The following is a 21,814-nucleotide window of genomic DNA, read 5'->3' as shown; positions in this document are numbered from 1 at the left end:
AACCTACAGGCGCTCGGCGACCTCTGTCGCCCAGTACGTGAGGATCATGTTCGCACCCGCGCGGCGGATCGAGGTGAGCGTCTCCATGATCGAACGGTCCCGGTCGATCCAGCCGTTCGCCGCGGCGGCCTCGACCATCGCGTACTCGCCGGAGATCTGGTACGCGGCCACGGGTACGTCCACCGAGTCGGCGACCTTGCGGAGTACGTCGAGGTAGGGGAGGGCGGGCTTGACCATCACCATGTCGGCGCCCTCTTCCAGGTCGAGGGCGAGTTCGCGCATCGACTCGCGGAAGTTCGCCGGGTCCTGCTGGTAGCTCTTGCGGTCGCCCTTCAGCGAGGAGTTCACCGCTTCGCGGAAGGGGCCGTAGAAGGAGGAGGCGTACTTCGCGGTGTAGGCGAGGATCGCGACGTCCTGCTTGCCTATCTCGTCGAGGGCGTCACGGGCGACGCCGACCTGGCCGTCCATCATCCCCGAGGTGCCGACGACGTGGACGCCCGCGTCGGCCTGGACCTGGGCCATCTCGGCGTAACGCTCCAAGGTGGCGTCGTTGTCGACCCGGCCCTCGGCGTCCAGGACGCCGCAGTGGCCGTGGTCGGTGTACTCGTCCAGGCACAGGTCGGACATGACGACGACGGAGTCGCCGACCTCGGCGATCACATCGCGGATGGCGAGCTGGAGGATGCCGTCGGGTTCGGTGCCCTGGCTGCCCACCGCGTCCTTCACCTCGGGCACGCCGTAGAGCATGACGCCGCCGACGCCGGCCGTGGCGGCCTGGGTGACGGCCTTGCGCAGGCTGTCGCGGGTGTGCTGGACGACGCCTGGCATGGCGGAGATGGGGGCGGGCTCGGCGAGGCCCTCGCGCACGAACAGCGGCAGGATCAGCTCGGCCGGGTGCAGGCGGGTCTCAGCGACGAGGCGGCGCATCGCGGGGGTGGTGCGGAGGCGGCGGGGGCGGGCGCCGGGGAACTCGCCATAGCGGGTCATGAGCGCGGCCTTTCGCTTTCGGCGGGTGGGGGTGGGGACCTGGCGGTCCCCGGGGGCTTTCCACGGTACGCCCGTGGGGGCGGTGCTTTTTCCGACTTTGCGTCGGGGGGACCGGGCGGTCTCGCCCCCTCGGGGCCCGGGCTGCCCCTCGCGGTAACCATTCCGGCCAGCCGCCGGTGGGGGTTGCTCGCGCAGTTCCCCGCGCCCCTGACGGGGCACGTTCTGGTCCTTGCGGTGTCCATCCCGGCCAGCCGCCGGTGGGGGTTCGCCGCGCAGTTCCCCGCGCCCCTGGTGGGGTGCCCCGTCAGGGGCGCGGGGAACTGCGCGGGCAACCCGTCACCGGCGGGTGGGCCGGGGACGGGCTCAGGGGGCCGGGCCGGCGGGTCCGGTGAACCCAGTGGGGCTAGACGCGAGTGCGGCGGCGGGCGCCGGGGCGGCGTTCGCTGGGGCGGATGACGGGATCCCCCGCCTCCTCCGCCGCCTCGCGGCGCGCCGTGCCGAAGTCGGCGAGCGCCTGCGCCAGCGCGAGAGCGGACGGCTCGGGAGCCATCACGTCCACCCGCAACCCATGCTCCTCCGCCGTCTTCGCCGTGGCCGGCCCAATGCACGCGATGATCGTCACATTGTGCGGCTTTCCGGCGATACCCACCAGATTCCGTACCGTCGAGGACGACGTGAAGAGCACCGCGTCGAAGCCGCCGCCCTTGATCGCCTCGCGGGTGTCGGCCGGCGGGGGCGACGCCCGGACCGTCCGGTAGGCGGTCACGTCATCCACCTCCCAGCCCAGCTCGACCAGCCCGGCGACCAGCGTCTCGGTGGCGATGTCGGCCCGCGGCAGGAACACCCGGTCGATCGGGTCGAAGACCGGATCGTACGGCGGCCAGTCCTCCAGCAGTCCGGCCGCGGACTGCTCCCCGCTCGGCACCAGATCCGGCTTGACGCCGAACTCGATCAGCGCCCGCGCGGTCTGCTCACCGACCGAGGCCACCTTGATCCCGGCGAACGCCCGCGCGTCAAGACCGTACTCCTCGAACTTCTCCCGCACCGCCTTGACCGCGTTCACCGAGGTGAAGGCGATCCACTCGTAGCGGCCGGTGACCAGGCCCTTGACGGCCCGTTCCATCTGCTGCGGAGTGCGCGGCGGTTCCACCGCGATGGTCGGCACCTCGTGCGGGACGGCGCCGTAGGAGCGGAGTTGGTCGGAGAGGGACGCGGCCTGTTCCTTGGTGCGCGGGACCAGGACCCGCCACCCGAAGAGCGGCTTCGTCTCGAACCAGGACAGGTGCTGCCGGTGCGAGGTCGGCTCGCCGACCACGGCTATCGCCGCGATCGGCCCCTCGGGGGTGGGCAGCGCCTTGGTCGCCTTCAGCTCGGCGGCGATCGTGCCGAGCGTCGCGGTCCAGGTGCGCTGCCGGGTGGTGGTGCCGGCCACCGTGACGGTGAGCTGGGTGTCGGGCTTGCGCCCGGCCGCGACCAGTTCGCCGGCGACGGCGGCGGCCGTCTGGAGGGTGGTGGCGACGACGAGGGTGGCGTCGCTCGCGCCGACCTCGCTCCAGCAGTCCCTGGCCGCGGCGGTGGCCGCGTCCACGAACCGTACGTTCCCGCTGAGCGGCACCCCGGCGTAAGCGGGCACGCCGAAGGCGGCGGCCACCCCGGGCACCACCTCGAAGGGGATGCCGGCGTGGGCGCAGGCGAGCATCTCGGCGGCGGCGCCGGAGTCGAATCCGGGGTCGCCGGCCACCGCACGTACCACCCGCTTGCCGGTGCGCGCGGACGCCATGACAAGCTGTGCGGCAGCGGCGGAGAGATCCGCGGCGGAGTTCAACGCCTCGCCGTGCGCGTTGGATTGAGCGGGCTGCATCGTGCCCACGTCGGCCCGGCAGTGGGTGCGGACGACGTCGAGCACCAGCGGCTCGCCGATCAGCACATCGGCGCGGGCGAGCGCTTCGACGGCGCGCAGGGTCAGCAGCCCCGGGTCGCCGGGCCCGGCGCCGAGGAAGGTGACATGACCGGTGACGGCGCCGGTGGCGGGCGGGCCGGCGGTGGCCGGCAGACCGGCCTGACCGGCAGATTTCGTTGTCGCGACGGCGGCGGGGTTCAAGGTGTGCGCTCCCCCATAAGACCGGCCGCACCCTTGGCGAGCATCTGCACGGCGAGCTCGCGGCCAAGGGCTCGCGCTTCGTCGTCCGATGCCGGTACGGGACCGGTGATGGACATCTGCACCAGCGTGGCGCCGTCGGTGGTACCGACGACACCGCGCAGACGCAGCTCGGAATTCTGCCCGTCGGCCACAAGGTCGGCCAGCGCGCCCACCGGGGCGGAGCAGCCGGCCTCGAGGGCGGCGAGCAGGGATCGCTCTGCGGTCACGGCGACCCGGGTGAACGGGTCGTCAAGATCGGCGAGCTGTGCGGCCAACCCCGGGTTGGAGGCGGCGCATTCCACGGCCAGCGCCCCTTGACCGGGTGCGGGCAGTACTGCGTCGGCATCGATCAGCTCGCCCGCCTCGGCGAGCCTGCCGATACGGTTCAGCCCGGCGGCGGCCAGCACGACCGCGTCGAGCTTGCCGGAAGTAACGTACCCGATGCGGGTGTCAACGTTGCCACGGATCGGGACCGTCTCGATCCGCAGACCGTGTGACCGTGCCCACGCGTTGAGCTGCGCCATCCGGCGCGGCGAGCCGGTGCCGACCCGCGCGCCGGCCGGCAGCTCGGTGAAGGTCAGTCCGTCGCGGGCGACCAGCGCGTCCCGCGGATCCTCCCGGACCGGGACCGCGGCGAGCACCAGCCCTTGCGGCGCGGCGGTCGGCAGGTCTTTCAGGCTGTGCACGGCGAAGTCGATCTCACCGGTGAGCAGGGCGTCCCGCAGCGCGGAGACGAAGACCCCGGTGCCACCGATCTGCGCCAGGTCCTCCCGGGACACATCGCCGTAGGTGGTGATCTCGACCAGCTCCACGGGCCGCCCGGTGATTTCCGTCACGCGGGCCGCGACCATTCCCGACTGGGCCATGGCGAGCTTGCTGCGGCGCGTGCCGAGGCGCAGTGCGCGCTGACCCGGTGCCGTGGTGCCGTTCCTCGCCGCGGCGGAGTCCGTCGCGTCCTGGCCGTGACCGTCCGGTGCGCGGTCGGTGGGGGTGTTCATACCCGCCCTCGATTCGATTCTGCGGTGCCCTGGGCGGAGCCCGGGGTGTCGGCCCGGCTGACGGCGGCGACCGCCAGCGGGTCGAGGTCGAAGAGTTCCCGCAGCGCGTCGGCGTATCCGGCACCGCCGGGCTCACCCGCGAGCTGCTTGACCCGCACAGTGGGCGCGTGCAGGAGTTTGTCCACGACGCGGCGTACGGTCTGGGTGATCTCCGCGCGTTGTTTGTCGTTCAGATCGGGCAGCCTACCGTCGAGCCGGGCGAGTTCACCCGCGACGACATCGGCGGCCATCGCCCGCAGCGCCACCACGGTGGGGGTGATCCGGGCCGCCCGCTGGGCCGCGCCGAACGCCTCGACCTCCTGGGAGACGATCCCCCGCACCTGGTCCACGTCGGCCGCCATGGGCGCGTCCGCGGCGGCGGCGGCGAGCGTTTCTATGTCGACCAGCGTCACCCCTACGAGGGTGTTCGCGGCCGCGTCTATGTCGCGGGGCATCGCCAGGTCGAGTATGCCGAGCGGTGCCCGGGTGGTCCGCGCGGCGACCGCGCCGCTCAGCTCGTCCGCGGACAGCACGAGGCCGGCGGCGCCCGTACACGACACCACCAGGTCCGCGTCGGCCAGCGCCGCCGCCACCTCGGACATCGGGATCGCCCGTGCGGGCGTGCCCTGTTCCGTCAGGGTGCGGGCCAGCCGCTCGGCGCGCTCCACCGTCCGGTTGGCGATGGTGAGGTCCGCGACCCCGGCCCTGGCCAGGGTCGCCGCGGCCAGCGACGACATCGATCCGGCGCCCACCACCAGGGCCCGCTTGCCGCGCACCTCGCCGGTGACCGGGGTGAGTTGGGCCAGGCCGAAGGTGACCAGCGACTGTCCGGCCCGGTCGATGCCCGTCTCGGAGTGGGCCCGCTTGCCGACCCGCAGCGCCTGCTGGAAGAGGTCGTTGAGCATCCGGCCCGCGGTGTGCAGCTCCTGGCCGACAGCGAGCGCGTCCTTGATCTGGCCGAGGATCTGGCCCTCGCCGACCACCATGGAGTCCAGGCCGCAGGCGACCGACAGCAGATGGTGGACGGCCCGGTCCTCGTAGTGCACGTACAGATACGGGGTGAGCTCGTCCAGGCCGACTTCGCTGTGCTGGGCGAGCAGGGTGGAGAGTTCGGCGACACCGGCGTGGAACTTGTCGACGTCGGCGTAGAGCTCGACGCGGTTGCAGGTGGCGAGCGCCACCGCCTCGGTGGCCGGTTCGGCGGCGAGCGCGTCCTGGAGCAGCTTGGCCCGCGCGCCCTCGTCGAGCGTGGCACGTTCCAGCACGGTGACCGGTGCGGTGCGGTGGCTGAGACCGACGACGAGGAGACTCATGCCGGCATCACGGCGGGTACGTCCCCGTCCGGGTCCTGGCGTCCTTCACCGGCCTTGCGCTGCTCGTGGAAGGCGAGGATCTGCAGCTCGATCGACAGGTCGACCTTGCGTACGTCCACTCCGTCAGGCACCGACAGCACGGTGGGCGCGAAGTTGAGGATGGAGGTGACCCCGGCGGTGACCAGCCGGTCGGTGACCTCCTGGGCGGCGCCCGCCGGAGTGGCGATCACCCCGATCGACACCTGGTTGTCCCGCACGATCGCTTCCAACTCGTCGATGTGCCGTACCGGCAGGCCCGCCACCAGCTTCCCGGCGAGGGCCGCGTCGGCGTCGAGCAGGGCGGCGACCCGGAAGCCGCGGGAGGCGAAGCCGCCGTAGTTGGCGAGCGCCGCGCCCAGGTTGCCGATCCCGACGATGACGACCGGCCAGTCCTGGGTGAGGCCGAGCTCCCGGCTGATCTGGTAGACGAGGTACTCGACGTCGTACCCGACGCCCCTGGTCCCATAGGAGCCGAGGTAGGAGAAGTCCTTGCGCAGTTTGGCCGAGTTCACACCGGCCGCCGAGGCGAGTTCCTCCGAGGACACCGTGGGCACCGAACGCTCGGAGAGCGCCGTCAGCGCCCGCAGATACAGCGGAAGTCGGGCGACGGTGGCTTCGGGAATCCCTCGGCTGCGAGTCGCCGGTCGGTGCGAGCGGCCTGTTGCCACGGTGCTCCTGCGGGTAGAGCTGGGCTGAGGGCGACCACGGTCCTTGGGGCCGCCCCGTGGACGCCAGGCTATGTCTTTGTGAACGCGTGCACAAAGATGGTGTCCGATTTGCACCGCCGAAGTGACCGGCATCACGCGTGTTCCGGACGGATCATGGGCACGGCCCGGCGGGCGGGATCGTTGCCCCGGCTCACCCACAGCGCGTCGGCCGCGGCGAGCACCGCGGCGGGCTTCGGCCAGCGCAGCGCGGCCGCCGCGCCCAGCTCCGCGGCGAAGCCGGCGCCCCCGGCCACGCGGGCCGCGAGGACGGCGGCGGTGGCGCGGGCGTCACCGAGCGCGGTGTGCGGGCTCCAGTCGGTGACGCCCGCGGCGGCGGCGCACACGCGCAGGCTCGGCCCGTCCGGCCCGGACAGCCGCATCGTGCACACCTCCGGCATCGCCGGCAGCCGCACCCCCACCCGCGCGTACTCAGCGGCCAGGAACGCCCGCTCACAGCCCACGTTGTGGCCGACCAGCACCCGGCCGCGCAGCAGCGCGAGCAGCCGGGCCGCGATCCCGGCGAACCGGGGCGCGCCGGCCAGGTGTTCCGGCTCGATGCCGTGGATGTGGGTGGGCCCGACCGCGCCCTGCGGGTCGACCAGGGTGGCGAATTCGCCCTGCGGCTCAAGATCGCGGTCCAGCAGGACCACGGCGAGCTCGATCACCCGGTGCCGGCGCGAGGACGAACCGGTCGCCTCCAGGTCCACCACGGCATAGCCGTACGTGTCGGTGGTTCGGCCCGAGAGGCCCGAGAGGCCCGGGGAACCCGAGAGACCCGAGAGCACGTGGCCACACTCCTCCGCATCGCCCCCGGGGTGTACAAATCGCCCTCGATGCTAATCGAATACGTGCGAGCGGAGGTAACGGTCGTAAAACATCACACCGTTCGTGCGCGATTTCACGTGCGGTTACCGGCGGTCGCGGTTAGGGCCGGTGAGCGCGGCCCGGAGCCGGCGTTCGTCCACCCGCCAGAAGGTGTGCTGCTCCCCGTCGACCAGGACCACCGGGATCTGCTCCCAGTAACGGTCGTAGAGGTCCTGCTCGCGGGTGATGTCCCGCTCCTCCACCGCCGCCCCGGTCTCGGCGGCGACCTTCGCCACCACGGTCCGCGCGTCGTCGCAGAGGTGGCAGCCGGGCTTGCCGATGAGGGTCACCGTCCGGGCTGCGGCCGTGGGGCGCGCGGGGGCCGCCGATGCAGGAGCGGCCGAAGGTGCCTCGGCGGCCGGAGCGGGGGTGCCGGGCGAACTGCCCGCCGGTGGAGTCGTCATGTGCGCCATTGTGACGCGTGGAGTTCAGTCGACGGCAAAGTCCGCGCTCCGGCTCCGCCGCCCCGGATGGTTATGCTCGGGCTATGGCCGCACCCAGATGGCTCACCGCTCGTAAGCCGCCCGCCACCGAGCGGAGCGTGCTCGCGGGCGAGGCCGCCGCCGAAGCCGCGCTCGCCACGAAGGTCCGCCCCGGGGAACCGCTGCCTGAAGTGCCGGACCCGGCGCAGGAGACCGCCGTCCCGCGGTCCCCCGGTGATCTCGGCGACCTCGGCGAACCCGAGTCCGCCGCCGGCCACGGCGAACCGAGGTTCCCGGTGGCCGGCGACCCGCGCGCCGCCGCTTTCTTCGACCTCGACAACACCGTGATGCAGGGCGCCGCCCTCTTCCACTTCGGCCGGGGCCTGTACAAGCGGAAGTTCTTCGACAAGCGCGACCTGGTCCGGTTCGCCTGGCAGCAGGCGTACTTCCGGCTGGCCGGCGCCGAGGACCCCGAGCACATGCAGGACGCCCGGGACAGCGCGCTGTCCATCGTCAAGGGCCACCGCGTCGAGGAACTGATGTCCATCGGCGAGGAGATCTACGACGAGTACATGGCCGGCAAGATCTGGCCCGGCACCCGCGCCCTCGCCCAGGCCCACCTGGACGCCGGGCAGCGGGTCTGGCTGGTGACCGCCGCGCCCGTCGAGACCGCCACCATCATCGCCCGCCGGCTCGGCCTGACCGGCGCGCTCGGCACCGTCGCCGAGTCGGTCGACGGCGTCTACACCGGCCGGCTGGTCGGCGAGCCGCTGCACGGTCCGGCGAAGGCCGAGGCGGTCAGGGCGCTGGCCCTCGCCGAGGACCTGGACCTGTCGCGGTGCGCCGCCTACAGCGACTCCGCCAACGACATCCCGATCCTCTCCCTGGTCGGCCACCCGTACGCGATCAACCCCGACAGCCGGCTGCGCAAGCACGCGCGCGCCGAGGGGTGGCGGCTGCGCGACTACCGCACCGGCCGCAAGGCGGTCCGGATCGGGCTGCCGGCCGCCGCGGGCATGGGCGCGGTCACCGGCGGGGTGCTGGCCGGGATCGCGATCCAGCGCCGGCGGCGCTGACCGCGTCCATGGCCCGCGCCGCCGCCTCATCGGGCCGCGGCCCCGGCCACGAACCGCGCTGACCGTGTCATTACGGGTCGTTACAGGTCGTTACGGGTCGGCACGGTTTGGTACGGGTCGGTACGGCTCCCAACCCGCGCGTGCCGGTCCCTCGCGCCCCGCTCGACACACAGCCACAACACGCTCTCTCCGCGACCACTTCACGAGCAGAAGTGGTCAACTAGTGGCTGCTGTTCGATAATTGACCGATCGCTTTTCCGTGCAGGAAGTGACGCAAACGGCGATTTGAGCAACTCGGTGTAGCGCCGCCTGTACGAAGCGTTATTCTCCTCAGACGCATTCCGGTACCCGCACGTCGCCACGACGAGTGAATGGTCCCGTACTGCACGTGATGGAAGTTCTGCCTCTGGGAGTCCCGTGTACCCACACGACGGGGTTGACACCTCCGGCCTGGCTGCGTTGCGCGCTCTGGTGATCGACCGCCTGATGCGCACGGTCCCCGCGTACGCCATGCCCGCCCTCGCCACGCCCGGTCCCACCGTCCCCGGCCCCGCTTACGCCCTCGCCGAAGTCAGCACCACCGCAGGCAGACGCACCCGCAACGGCTCCGCCCAGCACGACCACACCGGCGCCGCCGTCGCGCCTGGCGCCCCCGGCACCCACGCCAGGCGCCCGGCCTCCGACACCGACAGCGGCCGGATGATGGACCTGGTCGAACGCGCCCAGGACGGTGAGACCGAGGCGTTCGGCCGGCTCTACGACCACTACAGCGACACCGTCTACCGGTACATCTACTACCGGGTCGGCTCCAAGGCGACCGCCGAGGACCTGACCAGCGAGACGTTCCTGCGGGCCCTGCGCAGGATCGGCACCTTCACCTGGCAGGGCCGCGACTTCGGCGCGTGGCTCGTCACCATCGCCCGCAACCTGGTCGCCGACCACTTCAAGTCGAGCCGGTTCCGGCTCGAAGTGACCACCGGCGAGATGCTCGACGCCAATGAGGTCGAGCGCAGCCCCGAGGACTCGGTGCTCGAGTCGCTCTCCAACGAGGCGCTGCTCACCGCCGTCCGCAAGCTCAACCCGCAGCAGCAGGAGTGCGTGACGCTGCGCTTCCTCCAGGGACTCTCGGTGGCCGAGACGGCCCGGGTGATGGGCAAGAACGAGGGCGCCATCAAGACCTTGCAATACCGGGCGGTACGCACGCTGGCTCGGCTGTTGCCGGAAGACGCCAGGTGAGGAACTGTTGTCCCCCATCCGGCCGCCGGTCGGTCATCAGAGCTGCGTAACCCAACCGGACCGGCGGTCGTTGCAACACATGCAGACACTCCGGTGCCGCGCGTCGGTCAGCGCTTTTCACCCGTTCGGGTGGAGAGCGTCGGGGGGCGCAACTTACGGACGGCACGGGGAGTCGAGTGTGGATGACGAGAGGAGGTGCCGCCCGTGATCGGACAGGCAACGGCACACCGCCGGGCGAACGCCTTCGCCCAGGCCCTTGAGGACGTGGCCGTCCCCGAGGACGCCGACGGCGAGCACGACACCCGCGGCTTCGGCGACCCCGAGGACGACCGGGGCGCACCGGGCGCCGGCGGGCACGGGGGCTCGGCCGGGCATGGCGGTGCCGGCGGTCATGGCGGTGCGGGCCACGCCGGTGCGGGTCACGGCGCGCATGCCGCCGCCCGGCGCGGCGACCCCGAGCAGGCGGCCATGCTGGCGCTGGCGGCGGCCCTCAGCTCACGGCCCCGGCCGGTGATGGACGCCGAGCGCAAGACCGTTCAACGGGCCCAGCTCATCGCGGCGATGGAGCAGGCGATCGCCGACGGCAGCTTCGGCGCCGTCGGCCGCGTGCCGGAGCAGCGCGGTGAGGGCGGCGGTCAGGGCGCCCACCGGATGCGCAAGCTCGGGCCCCGCTCCCGGCTGTCGCGGCGGCTCGCGGCCGGCGGTCTCACGGTCGGCGTCGCGGCCGGCGCCTTCGGCGGGATCGCCGCCGCCAGCACCAACGCGCTGCCCGGGGACCACCTCTACGGTCTCAAGCGCGGCATGGAGGACCTCAAGCTCGACATGGCGGGCGGTGACGCCTCCCGCGGCGAGGTCTATCTCGACATGGCCTCCACCCGGATGCAGGAGGCCCGCCGGCTGATGGACCGCGGGCGCGGCGGCCACCTGGACGACGAGTCGGTCCAGGACGTCCGCAAGGCGCTGTCCGGTATGCATCAGGAGGCGTCCGAGGGGCACCGGCTGCTCACCCAGGCGTACAACGAGGACGGCTCGCTCCAGCCGATCGAGCTGCTCAACTCCTTCTCGCAGACGCACCGGCAGAGCTGGAGCGATCTTCGCGGGAAGCTGCCGAGTCAGCTCACCGATGTGTCCGAGCAGGTCAGCTCGATCTTCGCGGCCATAGACCAAGAGGTCGCGCCGCTCCAGTCGTTGCTGCCCCGGCAGAAGGAGAGCGGCTCCCCGTCGTCCTCGTCCCGCGACGGCGGTACAGGGTCCGGTGGCACGGGCAGTTCGCCCTCGGGTACGGGCTCGGCGGCCCCGTCCGCCTCGGCGACCCCGGGTATCGAGCCCGGCGGCCCCGGCGCGGACACCACCGCGACGCCCAGCCCCTCCGAGACGGCCCCCAACGGCCTCATCGGCGGCTCCGGCGACCTCTTCGACCCCACAAGCCCATCCGCGAGCCCCAGCCCCACCCCGGACGACACAGCCACTCCGCCCCACCACTCGATCATCCTCCCCCCGCTCCTCCCCGGTCTCCTCCCCGGCCTCGGCCTCACCAGCGACGACGACCCCTCCGACCAATAGCCCCCTCCCCCCCAAACCAAAGCGGGCGGCTCCCCCCTCAAGGGGAAGCCGCCCGCTACGTCATGTGCCGCCTCAGAAAAACACCGACCGCCGACTCACCAGCAGCTCGTACAACGTGTGCTGAATCGTCTCCCGCACCTGATCGGTCAAGTTGAAGACCAGCATCGGGTCCTCCGCCGCCTCCGCGGGGTACTGGTCGGTCGGGATCGGCGTGCCGAACTGGATCGTCCACTTGGTCGGCAGTGGGATCGTGCCCAGCGGGCCCAGCCAGGGGAAGGTGGGGGTGAGCGGGAAGTAGGGGATGCCGAAGACCCGGGCGAGCGTCCGGGAGTTGCCCAGCATGGGATAGATCTCCTCCGCCCCCACCACCGAGCACGGGATGATCGGCACCCTCGTCTTCAGCGCCGTCGCCACAAAACCGCCCCGCCCGAACCGCTGCAACTTGTACCGCTCGGAGAACGGCTTGCCGAGCCCCTTGAAGCCCTCGGGCATCACCCCGACCACCTCCCCCCGCTCCAGCAGCGACTGCGCGTCCTCCGTGCAGGCCAGCGTGTGCCCGGCCTTGCGGGCCAGCTCGTTGATCACCGGCAGCACGAAGACCAGGTCCGCGGCGAGCAGCCGCAGGTGCCGCCCGGCCGGATGGTGGTCGTGCACGGCGACCTGCGCCATCAGCCCGTCGACCGGCAACGTCCCCGAGTGGTTGAACACCACCAGCGCGCCGCCCTCGGCCGGGATGTTCTCGATCCCCTTGACCTCGACCCGGAAATACTTCTCGAACAGCGGCCGCAGCAGCGACATCAGCACCTGGTCGGTCAGCTCGGCGTCGTACCCGAACTCGTCCACCTCGTAATCCCCGGTGACCCGGCGCCGCAGGAAGGCGAGCCCCGACGCCACCTTCCGCTCCCACGGCCCGCCGAGCAGCCGGTCCGCGACCGCGCCCAGCGTCTCCGACAACGGCGGCGGCCCGGTCCTGGCGTCGTCCATGGGCGTCTCACCTTCCGCGGCCCGCTCGTCGTTGTGCTGGGCCCGGCCCGCCGCCCCCTGCGGGGGAATCCCCGCCCCGCGACCCTCAGCCGACTCCGCCCCCGCCGCCCCCGCCGCCCCCGCCGAAGCCGCAGAAGCCGCAGAAGGCACCGACACCAGCGGCGGCTGCCCCGGCGCGGGCGCGGCGGGCGTACGGGGCGGCGCCGCATCCTGACGGCCCCGCGCCGCGCGGGTCCTGGCGCCCTTCCGGCGCGCCCGGGAGTCGTCGCCGAACGGGATGACCTTGGCGTCCGCCATGGTTCCTGCTCCTTCCACCGCTGCGGGCTGCTCGTCGTCCGTCATCGGGTCCTCACCCACGGTCGGCCGGGACCCGCGCCGCCAGGCGGTCCACCGTGCGCGCCATCCGCTCCGGCGGCAGCAGTCCCGGCCCGCGACTGGCGGCGAAGGCGTGGAACGTCTCAGCGGTGCTGTAGGTGGGCACAAAACCGAGCGTCTCACGCATTTCCCGCGTGTCCACCACCCTGCCGTGGGTCAGCAGCCGGATCTGCTCCGCCGAGAAGTCGGTGACCCCGGCCGTCCGCAGCAGCCGCCCCACCCAGGTGACGGCCGGCAGCAGCACCGGCACGGTCGGCTTGCCCAGCCGCCGGGCGGTCTGCGAGAGCAGCAGCACACCGTCCCCGGCGATATTGAAGGTGCCGCTGTTGAGCGTGCCGCGCCGCGCTTCGGTGGCGGCCACCAGCAGCACGTCGATGACGTCGTCCTCGTGCGCGAACTGGAGCCGGGGGTCGTAGCCGAACACCGTCGGCAGCACCGGCAGCCCGAAGTACTCGGCGAGCGGGGTGTCCGCGCTCGGCCCGAGGATGTTGGCGAACCGCAGCACCGCGACCGCCACATCGGGCCGCCGCCGCGCGAAGCCCCGTACGTACCCCTCGACCTCCACCGCGTCCTTGGCGAAGCCGCCGGTGGGCAGCGACTTCACCGGGGTCGTCTCGGTGAAGACCGCCGGGTCGCGCGGCGCGGCCCCGTAGACGCTGGTGGTGGACTTGACCACCAGCCGCCGTACGGTCGGCGCCTTCTGGCAGGCGCCCAGCAGCTGCATGGTGCCGATGACGTTGGTCTCCTTGGCCTGGCCGCGGCCGCCCGCGCCCAGCGGGGTGCCGCTCACATCCAGGTGCACCACCGTGTCCACGGACCGCCGCGCCAGCACCTTGCCGATCATCGGCTGCCGGATGTCGGCCCGGATGAACTCGGCGTCCCCCAGGTCGTGCTCGGGCGGCTCCACATCGACCGCGATCACCCGTTCGACCTCGGGCTCACGCTGCACCCGCCGTACGAACCGGCCGCCGAGCAGCCGCGCGGCTCCGGTGACGAGGACGACCTTGCCGACGTTCCCCACGTTCAGCGCCTCCTAGGGGTTGCGGCCACCGTATCGTCACGGCGCGACCCGACACGCCCCGGACATGCCACTGCCCCCCTCCGGCGTCCCCATAGCCATGGTGGGCCAGGAGAACTGTGGAGAGGGGCAGGAGGAGCGGCGACGTACAGCCGGCTTACTTCTTGTTGCGACGCTGAACGCGCGTCCGCTTCAGAAGCTTGCGGTGCTTCTTCTTGGCCATACGCTTACGCCGCTTCTTGATGACAGAGCCCACGACTACCCTCGCTTCGGTTTCACTCGGTGCGGGGCGTCCGAGCCCACACGACCTACGTCGGCCTAGCCTACCCGCCCCGAGTGGGCGGGACTAACCACGGCCGGCGCTGTCGGTCATCAGCCCGTCACCGGGCCTTCTCAGGCAGATTCCACCCCCACATAGGACTCGCGGAGGTAGTCGTGGACGGCCTGCTCCGGAACCCGGAAGGACCGGCCCACACGGATCGCCGGCAGATGACCGCTGTGCACCAGGCGGTACACCGTCATCTTGGAGACCCGCATGACCGAAGCGACTTCGGCGACGGTCAGGAACACGACCTCGTTCAGAGGCCGACTTTCAGCTACAGACATGACACACCTGAACCTTCCGCACATGACGCCGCCGGCTTCCCCTCCGGCAGCTCAAACAGGCATGTGCGCTCCCCCACAGATTAGGGGCGGATGATGCAAGTGGGGAAGAGGAGTTGCGAATGGTTGACTACTGTGCGAGCCACGCCCGATTGAGTACGTAACGGCTCAGCGGGCGGTAGTAATCGGAGCGGACGGCGTCATCGAGGGGTACGGCGACCGACACCCGGCCCTCCGCTTCCGCCACGAAAACCGCGGGGTCGTCGGCGTCCGCCAGACCGATCGCCTCAATCCCCAACTGACCAGCTCCGCAGATGAATCCGTGGTCCCCCACCACCAGTGCAGGAAGCACTCCACCCTGCTCCGCGGCGGCCGCCAGCACCGCTCTCACCGGCAGCGGTGAGTGGGTGTGCACCCCCGGTCCGCCGGCCACCGGAACCGGACCGCGCTCCTCCGCGGGGAGTACCACCGCAACACCGCCGACATAACGAATCAGGTGACGGCGTACGCCGAACTCTGTGCGCATGTCCACGCCAGGGGCGTACGCGGGGGTGAGGATCACACACCCCGCCGCCGACAGCGCGGCGGCCAGAGATGCGTAGAAGCCGAGGAGGCGTTGTGGATGTCCGGTGCCCAGCAGCACCGGGAGCCGGTCGTGGGCGGCCCGGCCCAGCCGCTCGGCGAAGGCGTCGAGCGCCGCCACCGTGCAGTCCGGGTCGATCACGTCCTCGCCCGAGGTCTGCTCCGGATCGGGCGACACCCCGCAGCGGTCCGCCATCAGCCGGAGCAGCTCCTCGACCCCCCACTTCCCGTCGGGCTCAAGGCCCAGCGTCATCCGCGGATCACGCGCCGCGAACAGCCGATAGCTCCGCAGACTCTTCTCCCGCGACGTCGCGACCCGCCCGGCCAACTTCGCGTCCACCAAGTGCGCCCGTAGCGCCCCGACACTCACCACCCCCCGATCCTGCCGACCGCCGCCCGCTCACAGCGACCAAATCCGGAAATACCCCTCGACCGAGTGACGGACACCGGCCGGCGCATCAGCCGAAGGCATGGACGGCCGCGCCGCTACAGCGGCATTCACGGCAGCAGGCCGTGCAGCGGGAAGACCGCCCGCCGGGTGGCGAGGACCGCCTGGTCGAGCCGGTCCGCCGGGTCGTAGCCCGCCTCCTCGAAACCGGACCAGCGCGGCTGCCGCCCGTCCGTCATCCGCAGCGGCGCCGTCGCCCGCGTCCTGGCGTACACCTCGTGCCGCCAGTCCTCGGGCACCAGCGTCTCCGGCGCGATCGGCACCCCGGCCGCGATGGCCACCAGGTGCGTCCAGGACCTGGGCACCACATCGGTGACCGCGTAACCCCCGCCGCCGAGCGCGACCCACCGCCCCGCCGCGTGCTCGTGCGCCAGCTCATGACACGCCTCCGCCACCAGCCGCTGCGCGTCCAGCGACACCGCCAGATGAGCCAGCGGGTCCTCGAAATGGGTGTCGGTCCCGTGCTGCGACACCACGACCTGCGGCCGGAACGCCGCCACCAACTCCGGCACCACCGCGTGGAAGGCCCGCAGCCACCCCGCGTCACCGGTACCCGGCGGCAGCGCCACATTCACCGCGCCGCCCTCCGCCGCCGGACCGCCCGTCTCCTCCGGGTACCCCGTCTGCGGAAAGAGCGTCCTCGGGTGCTCGTGCAGCGAGATCGTCAGCACCCGGGGGTCGTCCCAGAACACCGTCTGGACCCCGTCGCCGTGGTGCACGTCCACATCGACGTAGGCCACCCGCTCGGCCCCCAGCTCCAACAGCCGTGCCACCGCGAGCGCCGCGTCGTTGTAGACACAGAAGCCGGCCGCCCCGGAAGGCATCGCGTGATGCAGCCCGCCGGTGAAATTGACCGCGTGCACGACATCCCCCCGCCACACCGCCTCGGCCGCCCCCACCGAAAGGCCCGCGATCAGCGCCGACGCCTCGTGCATCCCGGCGAAGGCCGGATTGTCCGCCGTCCCGATCCCGTACGACAGATCCGCCGCCCCCGGCTCCGCCGACGCCGCCCGCACGGCGGCCAGGTAATCGGCCCGGTGCACCAGCGCCAGCGTCGACTCCCCGGCGGCCGGCGCCGCCACCACCGCGAGGGCGCCATCGAGGCCGAACGCCCTGACCAGGCTCCTGGTGAGGGCGAGCCGCACCGGGTCCATCGGATGACCAGGACCGAAGTCGTACTGCGTTACCTGCTCATCCCACATCAACTGTGCGCGGCCGCTCATGGCCGACACCGTACCCAACCGGCCCTGTCTCAAAGGATCCGGCGTAACGCAACGTCGCCCCCACCAGCACCAGCGGCACCACCATCGCCCCCCGGTAACTCCACGCGTCGCCGAGCGCCCCCACCAGCGGGGAACCCACCAGGAACCCCACGTAGTTGAAGATGTTCAGCCGTGCTATCGCCGCGTCCGAGGCACCGGGGAACATCCGCCCGGCCGCCGCGAACGTCTGCGGCACGATCACACACAGCCCGAACCCCAGCAGCGTGAAACCCAGCATGCCCACCCACGCCCCGGGCGCCACCGCCACCACCGCGAAGCCCGCCATGGCCAGCACCGTACCCAGCCGGACCACGGGCGCGGCCCCGAACCGCCGCACCCCGAAGTCCCCCACCGAGCGGCCGATCAGCGTCGTCACCATGTAGACCGCGTAAGGGACCGTCGACAACTGCTCGGAGCTGTGCAGGACGTCCTGGAGGTACTTCGCGCTCCAGTTGGAGACCGTCGAGTCCCCGATGTACGCGAACGCCATCACCAGGCAGAGCGGCAGCAGCAGCCGCATCACCACCTGCTGCCCGGCGTTCACCGAGGCGGGCGCGGGCAGCTGGACCACGGGCGCCTGGACGGCGGCCCCCGCCGCCACCGGGCCGGCGCCGTCGGCCGGCTCCTGGTCCCGGTACCAGCGGCTGGCGGTCAGCGTCAGCGGGACCAGCACCACCGCCGCCGACCCGTAGAGCGTGAACAGCCCGAAGTGCCAGTGCGCCCCCGACCACGCGAGCGACGCCCCGATGATGCCGCCAAGGCTGTACGCGGCGTGGAAGCCGAGCATGATGCTCTTCCCGTACGACCGCTGAAGGCTCACCCCGAGCATGTTCATCGAGGCGTCCAAAGCGCCCACGCACACCCCGAACAGCGCCAGCGTCACCGCCGCCACCCACAGCCGGTCCCCGGCCCCGAGCCCCGCGAGCACCAGCCCCACCGCCGGCTGCGCCCAGCGCAGCACCACACTCGGCCGCACCCGCTTGACGAGCTGCTCCGTCGCTACGCTGCCCGCGCCCGCGAGGACGGGCACCGCGGCGAGAAAAACCGGCAGCAGTCCGTCGCCGATCCCGTACCGGTCCTGAATGGCCGGAATCCGGGTGACGAGCAGCGCGAAAAGCGCGCCCTGGGCGAAGAAACTCACCCCTAGAGCGGTCCGCCCGCGACGCAGCACCGGCGACTCGCTCCCCAGCCGAGCGTCATCCATGAGCGAGCAGCGTAGGGGCCGAAGCTACGGATGAGTAGGTCCGCGAGCCGACGATTTCCGCCGATCCTCAGCCGGGCTTCGGCCACCCTTCCACCGGGTGCCGGAGATTCGTACCGGCCCCGCGGAGTTCATAAGCCCTATAAAGGACAGAAGCCATCGAAGATCATCGAGGAAGGGCAGGACATGCCATGAAGATCGCAGTCATCGGCGGGACCGGGCTGATCGGATCGAAGGTCGTGACCAACCTCAAGGCGGCCGGACACGAGGCGGTACCGCACTCGCTCCGCACCGGCGTCGACCTCCTCACGGGCAAGGGCGTGCACGCCGCGCTCGTCGACGCGGACGTGGTCGTCAACCTGTCGAACTCGCCGACCTTCGACGACGCCTCCACCGCGTTCTTCCAGACCTCCATGGACAACCTGCTGGCCGCGGCGCGGCGGGCCGGAACCGGGCACTTCGTCATCCTGTCCATCGTCGGCGTCGACCAGGTGCCCGAACTCGTCTACTACCGCGCGAAGATGCTTCAGGAGGACCTGCTCAAGGCCGGCGGGGTCCCCTACTCCATCGTCCGTGCCACCCAGTTCATGGAGTTCATGGACGACGCCCTGGCCTGGACCACCGACGGGGACACCGTCCGGCTGCCCCGGACCCCGATTCAGCCGATCGCCGCGGCGGACGTCGCCGCGGCCGTCGCCGAGGTCGCGGCCGGCACACCCCTGAACGGCACGCTCGACGTCGCGGGACCCGATGTGTACGCGCTGGACGAACTGGGCCGGATCACGCTCGCCGCAAAAGGGGACAAGCGCTCGGTGACCCTCGATGACAGCGCCGGCATGTTCGGTGCGGTCCACGGCGACGTCCTCATCGCCAAGAACGGCGCCCGCATCGCCGCCACCCGCTATGCCGACTGGCTGAATTAGCGCCCAAGCAGATCAGGGAGGGCCGGCATGGCGGCGAAGAGGGCGGTCGTGTGCTTGAGCTTGGCCGGCGGGGTCATCGCGGTGAAGCCGAAGACGTCCATACCGGCCGCGCGGGCCGCTTCGACGCCGAGGGGGCTGTCTTCGACCACCGCGCAACGCTCCGGCGGCACACCCATGGTGCGGGCGGCATGGAGGAAGAGATCCGGTGCCGGTTTGCCGCGCCCGACGTCCTGCGCCGAGAAGATCCGCGCCTCGTCGAAGAGTTCATAGAGGCCGGTCTTCCGCAGCGCGACCCGGATCCGCTCATGCGTCCCGGACGAGGCCAGGCAGTACGGCACTCCCGCCGACGTCAGCTTCTCCAGTACGTCGGCCACGCCGTCCACCGGCGCCAGCTCCCGCTCGAACGCAGCGAACACCCGGGCGTGATACGCCGTGTCGAAGTCCTCGGGCAGGCGGCGCCCGAAGCGCTCCTGGATCACCTCATGGACCCGGTGCACAGCCGCGCCCATGAAGTCGCGGATCGAGTCCTCGTACGTGGTCGGGTGACCCAGCTCGGTGAGATAGCCGGCCAGGATCTGGTTGGAGATCGGCTCGCTGTCCACCAGGACGCCGTCGTTGTCGAAGATGACCAGCTCGTACTTCACAGGCGCACGATACCTGGGCACCCAACGCAGAAATGCCTCGGCCCCCGTGCTGAGCACGGGGGCCGAGGCATTTTCTCAATATTTGTTCGGCGGTGTCCTACTCTCCCACAGGGTCCCCCCTGCAGTACCATCGGCGCTGAAAGGCTTAGCTTCCGGGTTCGGAATGTAACCGGGCGTTTCCCTAACGCTATGACCACCGAAACACCATGAAACACACACCAACCCCGGAGAGAATCCCTCACAGGGGGGTGGTGGCTGATTGTTTCAGAACCACACAGTGGACGCGAGCAAACATGGACAAGCCCTCGGCCTATTAGTACCGGTCAGCTCCACCCATTACTGGGCTTCCACATCCGGCCTATCAACCCAGTCGTCTACTGGGAGCCTTACCCCATCAAGTGGGTGGGAGTCCTCATCTCGAAGCAGGCTTCCCGCTTAGATGCTTTCAGCGGTTATCCCTCCCGAACGTAGCCAACCAGCCATGCCCTTGGCAGAACAACTGGCACACCAGAGGTCCGTCCGTCCCGGTCCTCTCGTACTAGGGACAGCCCTTCTCAAGACTCCAACGCGCGCAGCGGATAGGGACCGAACTGTCTCACGACGTTCTAAACCCAGCTCGCGTACCGCTTTAATGGGCGAACAGCCCAACCCTTGGGACCGACTCCAGCCCCAGGATGCGACGAGCCGACATCGAGGTGCCAAACCATCCCGTCGATATGGACTCTTGGGGAAGATCAGCCTGTTATCCCCGGGGTACCTTTTATCCGTTGAGCGACGGCGCTTCCACAAGCCACCGCCGGATCACTAGTCCCTACTTTCGTACCTGCTCGACCCGTCAGTCTCACAGTCAAGCTCCCTTGTGCACTTACACTCAACACCTGATTGCCAACCAGGCTGAGGGAACCTTTGGGCGCCTCCGTTACCCTTTAGGAGGCAACCGCCCCAGTTAAACTACCCACCAGACACTGTCCCTGATCCGGATCACGGACCGAGGTTAGACATCCAGCACGACCAGAGTGGTATTTCAACGATGACTCCACCACGGCTGGCGCCGCGACTTCACAGTCTCCCACCTATCCTACACAAGCCGAACCGAACACCAATATCAAGCTATAGTAAAGGTCCCGGGGTCTTTCCGTCCTGCTGCGCGAAACGAGCATCTTTACTCGTAGTGCAATTTCACCGGGCCTATGGTTGAGACAGTCGAGAAGTCGTTACGCCATTCGTGCAGGTCGGAACTTACCCGACAAGGAATTTCGCTACCTTAGGATGGTTATAGTTACCACCGCCGTTTACTGGCGCTTAAGTTCTCAGCCTCGCCACACCGAAATGTGACTAACCGGTCCCCTTAACGTTCCAGCACCGGGCAGGCGTCAGTCCGTATACATCGCCTTACGGCTTCGCACGGACCTGTGTTTTTAGTAAACAGTCGCTTCTCGCTGGTCTCTGCGGCCACCCCCAGCTCACACCGTAAAGATGATCACCAGACGTGGCCCCCCTTCTCCCGAAGTTACGGGGGCATTTTGCCGAGTTCCTTAACCATAGTTCACCCGAACGCCTCGGTATTCTCTACCTGACCACCTGAGTCGGTTTAGGGTACGGGCCGCCATGAAACTCGCTAGAGGCTTTTCTCGACAGCATAGGATCATCCACTTCACCACAATCGGCTCGGCATCAGGTCTCAGACACAAGTGCGGCGGATTTACCTACCACACGTCCTACACCCTTACCCCGGGACAACCACCGCCCGGGCTGGACTACCTTCCTGCGTCACCCCATCGCTTACCTACTACCCCATCGGGTCAGCGGCTCCACCACTCCCCATCACTCCGAAGAGATCAAAGGCGGCTTCACGGCCTTAGCATCAGAAGATTCAGTACTGGGCGTTCCAAAGCGGGTACCGGAATATCAACCGGTTGTCCATCGACTACGCCTGTCGGCCTCGCCTTAGGTCCCGACTTACCCTGGGCAGATCAGCTTGACCCAGGAACCCTTAGTCAATCGGCGCAAGAGTTTCCCACTCTTGTATCGCTACTCATGCCTGCATTCTCACTCGTGAACCGTCCACCACTCGCTTACGCGGCGGCTTCACCCGGCACACGACGCTCCCCTACCCATCCGTACACCCGTTGGGGCTTAACATACGAATGACACGACTTCGGCGGTACGCTTGAGCCCCGCTACATTGTCGGCGCGGAATCACTTGACCAGTGAGCTATTACGCACTCTTTCAAGGGTGGCTGCTTCTAAGCCAACCTCCTGGTTGTCTCTGCGACTCCACATCCTTTCCCACTTAGCGTACGCTTAGGGGCCTTAGTCGATGCTCTGGGCTGTTTCCCTCTCGACCATGGAGCTTATCCCCCACAGTCTCACTGCCGCGCTCTCACTTA

Annotated in this window: 19 protein-coding genes and 2 rRNA genes (1 of these 21 cut by a window edge); 4 read left to right on the top strand and 17 right to left on the bottom strand. The window is 70.1% G+C overall.

From position 1 onward, the window contains the following. Positions 1 to 3: 3 nt before the first annotated feature. The 7 genes from hemB to OG519_RS20290 form a co-directional block, all read right to left on the bottom strand. On the bottom strand, positions 4 to 987 hold the full coding sequence (gene hemB, locus OG519_RS20320; protein ID WP_405585826.1) for a porphobilinogen synthase: 984 nt from the start codon (positions 985 to 987) through the stop codon (positions 4 to 6). Between the two features lie 403 nt (positions 988 to 1,390). After that, positions 1,391 to 3,040, bottom strand: coding sequence for a uroporphyrinogen-III synthase (locus OG519_RS20315; protein ID WP_405592862.1), 1,650 nt, complete (start codon positions 3,038 to 3,040; stop codon positions 1,391 to 1,393). 44 nt (positions 3,041 to 3,084) lie between these two features. Further along, positions 3,085 to 4,125: a hydroxymethylbilane synthase gene (gene hemC / locus OG519_RS20310; protein ID WP_405585823.1), complete on the bottom strand. Its 1,041-nt coding sequence runs from the start codon at positions 4,123 to 4,125 to the stop codon at positions 3,085 to 3,087. Further along, a complete protein-coding gene (locus tag OG519_RS20305) occupies positions 4,122 to 5,477 on the bottom strand; it encodes a glutamyl-tRNA reductase (RefSeq protein ID WP_405585820.1) in 1,356 nt (451 codons plus the stop codon). Before OG519_RS20305 ends, hemC begins: the two co-directional genes overlap by 4 nt. After that, a complete protein-coding gene (locus tag OG519_RS20300; RefSeq protein ID WP_405585817.1) occupies positions 5,474 to 6,184 on the bottom strand; it encodes a redox-sensing transcriptional repressor Rex in 711 nt (236 codons plus the stop codon). The genes OG519_RS20305 and OG519_RS20300 overlap by 4 nt, the downstream gene beginning before the upstream one ends. A gap of 131 nt (positions 6,185 to 6,315) precedes the next feature. Further along, positions 6,316 to 7,008, bottom strand: coding sequence for an exonuclease domain-containing protein (locus OG519_RS20295; RefSeq protein ID WP_405585814.1), 693 nt, complete (start codon positions 7,006 to 7,008; stop codon positions 6,316 to 6,318). A gap of 123 nt (positions 7,009 to 7,131) precedes the next feature. After that, on the bottom strand, positions 7,132 to 7,491 hold the full coding sequence (locus OG519_RS20290; RefSeq protein WP_405585811.1) for a glutaredoxin family protein: 360 nt from the start codon (positions 7,489 to 7,491) through the stop codon (positions 7,132 to 7,134). Positions 7,492 to 7,574: 83 nt separating this feature from the next. Between OG519_RS20290 and OG519_RS20285 the strand changes: the two genes are divergently transcribed. The 3 genes from OG519_RS20285 (at position 7,575) to OG519_RS20275 (ending at position 11,384) form a co-directional block, all read left to right on the top strand. Further along, positions 7,575 to 8,585 (top strand): HAD family hydrolase, encoded by a 1,011-nt coding sequence (locus tag OG519_RS20285; RefSeq protein ID WP_405585808.1) that lies wholly within the window; start codon positions 7,575 to 7,577, stop codon positions 8,583 to 8,585. A 417-nt stretch (positions 8,586 to 9,002) separates the two neighbouring features. Then, the gene (locus OG519_RS20280; protein ID WP_405585805.1) at positions 9,003 to 9,821 is read left to right on the top strand and encodes an ECF subfamily RNA polymerase sigma factor, BldN family; all 819 of its coding nucleotides are present in this window, start codon (positions 9,003 to 9,005) and stop codon (positions 9,819 to 9,821) included. Between the two features lie 204 nt (positions 9,822 to 10,025). Next, positions 10,026 to 11,384, top strand: coding sequence for a DUF5667 domain-containing protein (locus OG519_RS20275; RefSeq protein WP_405585803.1), 1,359 nt, complete (start codon positions 10,026 to 10,028; stop codon positions 11,382 to 11,384). Between the two features lie 72 nt (positions 11,385 to 11,456). Here the strand turns inward: OG519_RS20275 and OG519_RS20270 are convergent, their stop codons facing one another. From OG519_RS20270 to OG519_RS20240, 7 genes are all read right to left on the bottom strand, one after another. Further along, positions 11,457 to 12,665, bottom strand: a complete 1,209-nt coding sequence (locus OG519_RS20270; RefSeq protein WP_405585800.1) for a lysophospholipid acyltransferase family protein — start codon at positions 12,663 to 12,665, stop codon at positions 11,457 to 11,459. Between the two features lie 52 nt (positions 12,666 to 12,717). Then, the gene (locus OG519_RS20265; RefSeq protein WP_405585798.1) at positions 12,718 to 13,764 is read right to left on the bottom strand and encodes an NAD-dependent epimerase/dehydratase family protein; all 1,047 of its coding nucleotides are present in this window, start codon (positions 13,762 to 13,764) and stop codon (positions 12,718 to 12,720) included. Between the two features lie 154 nt (positions 13,765 to 13,918). Continuing rightward, positions 13,919 to 14,017: a 30S ribosomal protein bS22 gene (locus tag OG519_RS20260; protein ID WP_003948845.1), complete on the bottom strand. Its 99-nt coding sequence runs from the start codon at positions 14,015 to 14,017 to the stop codon at positions 13,919 to 13,921. A gap of 137 nt (positions 14,018 to 14,154) precedes the next feature. After that, positions 14,155 to 14,367, bottom strand: a complete 213-nt coding sequence (locus OG519_RS20255; protein WP_405585795.1) for a helix-turn-helix domain-containing protein — start codon at positions 14,365 to 14,367, stop codon at positions 14,155 to 14,157. Between the two features lie 127 nt (positions 14,368 to 14,494). Next, positions 14,495 to 15,319 carry a phosphatase gene (locus tag OG519_RS20250; protein WP_405585792.1) on the bottom strand — a complete coding sequence of 275 codons (825 nt, stop codon included), beginning with the start codon at positions 15,317 to 15,319 and terminating at the stop codon, positions 14,495 to 14,497. A gap of 125 nt (positions 15,320 to 15,444) precedes the next feature. After that, on the bottom strand, positions 15,445 to 16,617 hold the full coding sequence (locus OG519_RS20245) for an acetoin utilization protein AcuC (RefSeq protein ID WP_405585790.1): 1,173 nt from the start codon (positions 16,615 to 16,617) through the stop codon (positions 15,445 to 15,447). Beyond that, positions 16,586 to 17,860 (bottom strand): MFS transporter, encoded by a 1,275-nt coding sequence (locus OG519_RS20240; RefSeq protein ID WP_405585787.1) that lies wholly within the window; start codon positions 17,858 to 17,860, stop codon positions 16,586 to 16,588. Before OG519_RS20240 ends, OG519_RS20245 begins: the two co-directional genes overlap by 32 nt. A gap of 188 nt (positions 17,861 to 18,048) precedes the next feature. On the opposite strand from OG519_RS20240, the gene OG519_RS20235 reads away from it, so the two are divergent. Further along, the gene (locus OG519_RS20235; RefSeq protein ID WP_405585784.1) at positions 18,049 to 18,780 is read left to right on the top strand and encodes an SDR family oxidoreductase; all 732 of its coding nucleotides are present in this window, start codon (positions 18,049 to 18,051) and stop codon (positions 18,778 to 18,780) included. Here the strand turns inward: OG519_RS20235 and OG519_RS20230 are convergent. The 3 genes from OG519_RS20230 to OG519_RS20220 form a co-directional block, all read right to left on the bottom strand. Further along, positions 18,777 to 19,424 (bottom strand): HAD family hydrolase, encoded by a 648-nt coding sequence (locus tag OG519_RS20230; RefSeq protein WP_405585783.1) that lies wholly within the window; start codon positions 19,422 to 19,424, stop codon positions 18,777 to 18,779. The two genes, OG519_RS20235 and OG519_RS20230, sit on opposite strands and share 4 nt — an antisense overlap. An 84-nt stretch (positions 19,425 to 19,508) precedes the next feature. Then, a 5S ribosomal RNA gene (gene rrf / locus OG519_RS20225) occupies positions 19,509 to 19,625 on the bottom strand. Positions 19,626 to 19,717: 92 nt separating this feature from the next. Further along, positions 19,718 to 21,814: ribosomal RNA gene (locus tag OG519_RS20220) — 23S ribosomal RNA — on the bottom strand (it continues 1,031 nt past the right edge of the window).

Source organism: Streptomyces sp. NBC_01190, assembly GCF_045039895.1.
In the GTDB taxonomy this organism is placed as follows: domain Bacteria; phylum Actinomycetota; class Actinomycetes; order Streptomycetales; family Streptomycetaceae; genus Actinacidiphila.
The sequence above is the reverse complement of the archived record's forward strand: the minus strand, read 5'-3'. Positions and strand labels throughout refer to the sequence as shown.